General features: G+C 45.7%; 4 protein-coding genes and 1 pseudogene. All 5 read right to left on the minus strand.

What is annotated here, in order from left to right; genetic code table 11:
- A pseudogene (locus RIG66_RS16030) lies at nt 1-81 on the minus strand (IS607 family transposase); the annotation flags it as partial.
- 64 nt (nt 82-145) lie between these two features.
- Nucleotides 146-1,852, minus strand: a complete 1,707-nt coding sequence (locus tag RIG66_RS16035) for an EamA family transporter (protein ID WP_446379671.1) — start codon at nt 1,850-1,852, stop codon at nt 146-148.
- A 292-nt stretch (nt 1,853-2,144) separates the two neighbouring features.
- Nucleotides 2,145-3,734: a hybrid sensor histidine kinase/response regulator gene (locus tag RIG66_RS16040; protein WP_446379673.1), complete on the minus strand. Its 1,590-nt coding sequence runs from the start codon at nt 3,732-3,734 to the stop codon at nt 2,145-2,147.
- Between the two features lie 250 nt (nt 3,735-3,984).
- A complete protein-coding gene (locus tag RIG66_RS16045; protein WP_446379675.1) occupies nt 3,985-5,484 on the minus strand; it encodes a glycosyl hydrolase family 57 in 1,500 nt (499 codons plus the stop codon).
- 277 nt (nt 5,485-5,761) lie between these two features.
- Nucleotides 5,762-6,262 (minus strand): hypothetical protein, encoded by a 501-nt coding sequence (locus RIG66_RS16050; protein WP_446379677.1) that lies wholly within the window; start codon nt 6,260-6,262, stop codon nt 5,762-5,764.
- Between the last annotated feature and the right edge of the window lie 399 nt (nt 6,263-6,661).

Genomic DNA, 6,661 nt, shown 5'->3' on the forward strand with positions numbered 1-6,661 from the left:
GATCAAGTTTCCTTGTTTCCACCACCTCCAGGCAGTTCGATAACTGATTCCTGCTTTTTTGGCATAGTCTGAGAGTTTCATGTCTATATATTACCCAACATGACTACATCTGACTATATTCTTATTGAAACTTTACAATACGTCTCTACATTGTTCCCCTGCTTCTGGGATAACGCGATCGCACAATGGTTAAAGCCGCTACTCCTAACGTAACTAGCACCATACCCACGATTTGAGGAACCGTTAATGGACTCTGAATCAGAATCCAAGCCAAGAGTGCGGTTAAAATCGGTAACGTAGCCCCCAAAACCGAAGCACTAGCTGCACCACTTCTGGCAATTCCTATGGTGTTGCAGACATAACTAATTAGAGCAACACCGCCTAAAACCAGACCACTAATTACTAGATTTGAACTTAAACTCGGCGCAAATACTACACCCCACGATGCTGGGAAGGATATCATTACACCCAAGGCAGAAAATATCAGAACGATGGCTAAGTTCAGCAACAGAATTGGCATCGGATGAAGCTGTTTTGCCATGTTTTGCATCAGCATTAAATGTAGGGCAAAGGCGATCGCCGCCCCTGATGCCAGGGTAACGCCGAATGGTGACAGTTCCCCGCTACCACTGGGTAGAGTCGTCAGCACAAACCCAGCAATTACCATAGCGAAGGGAATGAAGTGACTCCATCGATTAAAGCGATCGCTTAAAAGTAATAGCACGATGGGATAAATAAAGAAAACAATTACAGCCACACCGGGCGCAATGATTCCTAATGCCCAATACAGCAATACTTTGGATAAGAATAGGAAAAACCCGCTACATAGGAGAGTGCCGAATAAACCCCAATTGCGCGATCGCAGAACCTGTTGAATATCTCGCCACACCCCCCGATAAAATCCCCGACTCAAGATTGCCGCCATCGGTACAACGACCAACATCCGTGACCATAGTACCAGTAAGGTATTCCCTAACGTCGGCATCCAAAAACCACCCACAGGTGCTGGGAATTCCGCGATCGCTGTGGCATTAAAAATAATATTGACAAAAACGTTTTCAAATGCTATCGCTAGCAACGATAACAACACCAGCACTAACCCAACTAGCTGTTTCCCCGTGGATTGTTTTTGCGGGCGTCTTTGAAACTGAGTAGGTGGAACAACAGGTAAAGGTGATTCAGCAGGCGATCTAACGATTTCTCCCTGATTAGAATGAGGAGAAGATCCATTCTGATCCGGCGCTGGTAACGTTAGCGGATTAGGGGCAGCGGGAGGAATTTGAGAACGGGGTTCAGAGGTAGAGGATGGGGGAGGAATTTCAGCTTTGAGTCGATTCACCAGTGTCTCTAGAATCACCTCGGCTTGTTCCTGGAGACTGTACATCTGGCTCAACTGTTGAGACATTGAGCTTTGATAGCTATTCAGATCCTGTTGCAGGGTTCTAAATGTAGTTCTCAGCGTGTTATCTAAGGAAGCCACTAATTCCTGGATAGTTTGCTGATGATTTCCCACCGTCTGATCCATGGATAGTCTTTCTGAAGACTGGGCAAGTTGTTGGAGTTGCTGGCTGAGTAAATCTTGCAATTGGTTGGCGAAGGATGGGGCAATCTCAGGCGTCAGTGCTGGCGGTTGAGTCAAGTGCTGCTGTTGTTGATCGTGCAGCGTTTTAATTTCCTCGCTTAATTGGGCTTTCTCTTGTTGTAGCTGTTCAATCTCCTGAGTAAACTGGGTGATGAGACTGTGACGCAATGTCTCTATGCCCTCAATACTCTCGGTCATGGATTGCAAGAGATCGGCAGCTTGTTGTTCTCGATTCTCCCCGTTGTCCGGTTGATTGTCTAGTTGCCCCATTTCCAATACCACTCGGTTAGTCTATGCCTTACAGTAATTAAGTTCACTGCTTTGAGTCGGATGTTGAATTTTAGCATAATCGGTGAGAAGCCTCACGGTCGAATCTTGGATTGACTTCATGGTTCATGGTTCATTGTTGATTGGGAATCTTCTCCCTCATCTTCCCCATCTCCCTCATCTTCCCCATCTCCCTCATCTCCCTCATCTCCCCCATCTCCCCCCGCTTCCCCCGCTCCCCCAGCTTCCCCAGCTCCCCCAGCTCCCCCTCACCACAACACTTATTCAGCAGCCCCTAAGTAGGTAGGGTAACAGTAACAGTTGTGCCGACGCCGACTTCACTCTCAATTTGGATTTGACCACGATGTAAGTCTACATATTTTTTGACAATGGCGAGTCCTAATCCAGTGCCGCCAATGGTGCTAATATTACTCCCCCGGTAAAACGATTCAAATAATCGGGATTGATCCATTGCTGGAATGCCAATTCCTTCATCTTGAATCTGGAAGATTACATAATCTGAGTGACAGCCTAACTGGAAGGTAATCGTTCCTCCTTTGGGGGAATATTTGACAGCATTGGAGAGTAAGTGATTGAGTAATTTCCGTAACATAGCCTCGTCGAATAACCCTTTGATGGGAGGTTCTGCAATAAAAACGTTGAGGGTATATCGCGGATCTAGATTACTTTGGAATTCCTCGATCAGGTCACGACATAAATCTGCTACCTCCAGGGAAATAGGATTAAAATTCATTTGTCCGGCTTCCGATTGACCAATCAGAATCACATCATTTAGGAGTTGGGTAATATGTTCGACACACAAGCCAATTTTTTGGAAATGTTTTAGCTTTTTGTCCTCGGTTAATTTCTGATCGTAGAGTTTCAACAATTCGCTAGAGGATTGAATCGTGGTTAGGGGAGTCCGGAATTCATGGGAAATGGTGGTAATGATGTGAGATTTCAATTCACCCAGTTCTTTCTCTTTCTCTAAGGCTTGGCGAATCATCGCCTCGCTGCGCTGGCGTTCAATTATTTCCGTTTCTAGCCGGATTTTTTCTTTTTCTAAGGCAGCGGCATAGATACGCTCTGTGATATCTTGCAAAATACCGGAAAGACCCGTAAATTTACCGTTAGCGACCTGTGAGGCATGGGCATGAATTTCTAGCCAACGAGTTTCTCCGGTTTTGGTGACGTATCGAATCTCCCGTTGAAAACCAACGTTTGCTCCGGTTAGGATAGATTGCCATAATTCTTTCTGGAGTTGGCAATCATCAGGATGAACACACGTAAGAAAATGAGTTCCTAAGGTTTCTTTTAGAGTAAACCCCATCAATTTTGTCCAAGCTGGACTGAGAAATTCCCAGTTACCATCGGCATCAATTTGAAAAATAACGTCTTTGATATTTTCTACGACGGATCGATATTGTTGTTCGCTGCGTCGCAGTGCCTTTTCTGCCCAACTCGCGGCGAGTAGACGGCGAATGCGCTGGAGTAAGACGGGGACATGCAGGGGTTTGGTTACATAATCGATCGCGCCAGCAGCAAATGCTGAATCAATGGACTTTTGATCCTCAAGCCCGGTAATCATCAGTACAGGGATACCCACCAACGCGCGATCGCTCTTTTGTTCGGGAGTCTGTGTCAAGGCTTGTAGTTTTTGGCAACAGATGAAACCATCCATCACTGGCATCAACGCATCCAACAGCACCATATCCGGCTGGTACTGCTGATACGCCGCTAAACATTTCTCTCCATTTTCTGCCTCGATCACCTGATATCCCTCTTTTTCCAGCAGTTGACGTAACATCACTCGTGTGAAGCGATCGTCATCAGCAACGAGGATCACTGGCGATTTTTGAGGATCATTCCCTGTTGCGGTTAACATCCTTGGACTCCTATCTAGCACGCAGACAAATCTGGACTCAGTATTCCCAAGGATGGTTTATAGGTAACATTCGCTTCGTAGAGACGTTTCGGTGGAACGTCTGGGAGCTGGGGAAGCTGGGGGAGCTGGGGGAGATGGGGTTGTAGAGACGTAGCATGCTACGTCTCTACCTTACCTGTTCCCTGTTCCCTGACAAATGACAAATGACAAATGACAATCCCCACCGTTAACTTGAATTGTCCCCACCTACTTAACCCTTAATAATCGCTTCACCGCGTTGGTAAAGTTCACGGGCATAATCTGTCCACATTCCTTGTCCCCAATAGCGAAAACAACTGGTTTCCAGTAACAACGTATACAATAACGCTTGCTGATAATCATTCCGCTGCGTCACTGATGGATCTTGCTGCACTAAGGGGTCATACTTCAGATGAAACGCCGCACTGAGTTGATTCATCGGTTCTAAGACATTTTCATAGCCTTTGACCCAACTTAAATCATTGGTCCATGATGCCCCATCAACGTGGAATTGATCATCCGTGGCTGTCAACTCCGCGATCGCACTGGCGACGGCATCAGGTGTAATATTATCCAGATCGACTCGTTGCCAAATTTTGTGCTGACCAACGGCTTGACAAGAAGGATACTCTTCTGGATTAACACCTGCTGCTTCTAGTAATTCTAAATACTCCGTCCCATTCATCGGCACGACACCCGTTTTTCCGCCTCCTTGGTCGCGAATTTCATGGTAAATGCGAAACAAATCACGGGGATATTCGTTCATCATCACGCCCCCATTTTCGCCATCGGCAATTTGGGTGACTAAGGAGGGAATTGAATGATTGCCAATTGACTGCTTACCCCGCCCCTTTGCCTCAAAATAGGGCTGCATTTGTGCCACTAATTTGGTGTCTGATCCTTGTGTTTTAACCAAAATTGTGATAGAAATTGTTTCACCCTGAGAATTGCGAGCGACTAAACGATTGGGGACATATTTCTGATCTTGTGACAATCCCGAACCATCCAGATTTTCCAGAGAATGTTCCTGTACCATCAACCAGCGATAGCCACAGTCTTTCAGGGCTTTGATATATTCATACAAACTATCAGGATGATTGGGTAAATGCATCTCTGGTGGCGAAAAGCCTTTCACTCGCTTCAGCGCATCGTAGCCAAACATAGCGGCAAAATAATGTTGCCATGCCTGAATATGCAGTTTAATATCTGGAATTGGGGTAGAAGGAACAACCGCATGACTCCACATTGTTCCCAGCCATTCCACATAAGGCTGATAAGCGCGATCGCAGGTAATTCGCTTAAGATTATTCAGGATATCCTCCCGCCCCATTTGCTGGAATCCCCACAATAGATTACCCGAATAGTCCAGCATAATCCGAGGATTGCACCCCTCAGCCACCAGTTGGGGAATAAAATCGCCCATACGACGATAACACCCGGCGAAGGGTTCGGCATTATGGTTATCCCCTTCTTGGGGATGTTCAAACATATATTGGAGATTGCTAATCAATTCACCATTCGCCCCGGCGGGAACCGTGGGTTGGTGCATGTGTAAGGCGCAAGCGAATCCTGACGTGATATCCTCGAGGCGCAGATTGGTTGTTGGTAAAAATACAGGTTCGTCTTGTTGCACCACTTCCCGAATGTTTTCTTCCCACCCGCAAATATTGGGTAATCCTTCTCGTAATTCCGCTAAAGCGGGTTGATTCGGGGTTGAGGTTACTGCACTCATGATCCTTTCCTCGATAATTGTGCTATTGCTAGCATACACAATTCGTCATTTGTCATTTGTCATTTGTCATTTGTCATTCGTCATTCGTCATACTCGCTACCCTTGAGAAGCCAGCTACGTCATTCGTCATTTGTCAGAGTTTGAGGATTATTGATACAAGTTAATATATTGGGTTTCGACTTCGCTCAACCCACCAGCATACCAGTCAGTGACATTCTATTGAGGTTCATTTCCACTGACTTACTGACGAATCAGGCAGAGGGTATAAAAGTAGAGATTAATCAGCTAGTTTCTGTGGTGGCATACCCAAGAATTGGCGAATTAGGTTGACTGTCTCTAGCTTCTGCTGTAGGGATTTCCCGTCCGATTTAATAGACAAATGTTTTCCTGATTTCAAAATAATCGCGATTTGATAGTTACTTGTCCGATCCTGATTCCAGCTTGTGGATTTCAGTTGCACCTGGAAAATATCACTCAGGGGATATAAGCTGAGTTGGGTTTTAAACAATCCCCGACGTTTAATCAAGAGACTGTTTGTCTCTTTGTCAAAGTGATAGATAAAAATACGTCCGGCACAAACCAGTAATAGAATACCCGCCACTAGATTAAATGCGAATAAGGCATACAAGCCTAACATATAAACAATCCAAGGTAGGACTAAGCTGACGAGAACAATGAGTAAAGGAACGCTAAACACTAAGCATCCAGAGAGTTGCCAAATAAAATAGGGGCGATGTCGAAGTTTCAGTTGGGTAGAGGTTTTTTCCAAAATAACCATAGTTGAATAAGTCCTAATTGATAATCTAAATGTAGGGGCGCAAGGCTTGCATGGGTGTCAAGTTAAGCTTGAAAAGTAATACTGGCAAGGTTTTAAGCTGTGTCTATCTACTCAGCGGCATTTTCCCCATCATCCCCTAACCCCTTCTCCCACCGTGGGGAGAAGGGGAACCGGAGTTGGGACAGAGGATACTTCGCTTTTTTTTCATGGGAGAAGGGGAACCGGGCTCTCTTGCTCTTGCTCCCCTCTCCCAAGCTTGCTACGGTGTACACACAAGTCGAAGTGAGGAGTATGAATCAAGTAAAATCAGAGACAGAGAAGCGCGATCGCTAAAACTCAGATTGCCTTCACAACCTCCCAACCCTGAGAGAAGACAGACAAATGGATAACCCAATTTTG

Origin of the sequence: Coleofasciculus sp. E2-BRE-01, assembly GCF_040221695.1 — a bacterium.
Lineage (GTDB): Bacteria > Cyanobacteriota > Cyanobacteriia > Cyanobacteriales > Coleofasciculaceae > Coleofasciculus.

Excerpts from the sequence above, each read along its gene's own strand:
- RIG66_RS16035 (WP_446379671.1), bottom strand. The coding sequence starts at position 1,852 with ATGGGGCAACTAGACAATCAACCGGACAACGGGGAGAATCGAGAACAA.
- RIG66_RS16040 (WP_446379673.1), bottom strand. The coding sequence starts at position 3,734 with ATGTTAACCGCAACAGGGAATGATCCTCAAAAATCGCCAGTGATCCTC.
- RIG66_RS16045 (WP_446379675.1), bottom strand. The coding sequence starts at position 5,484 with ATGAGTGCAGTAACCTCAACCCCGAATCAACCCGCTTTAGCGGAATTA.
- RIG66_RS16050 (WP_446379677.1), bottom strand. The coding sequence starts at position 6,262 with ATGGTTATTTTGGAAAAAACCTCTACCCAACTGAAACTTCGACATCGC.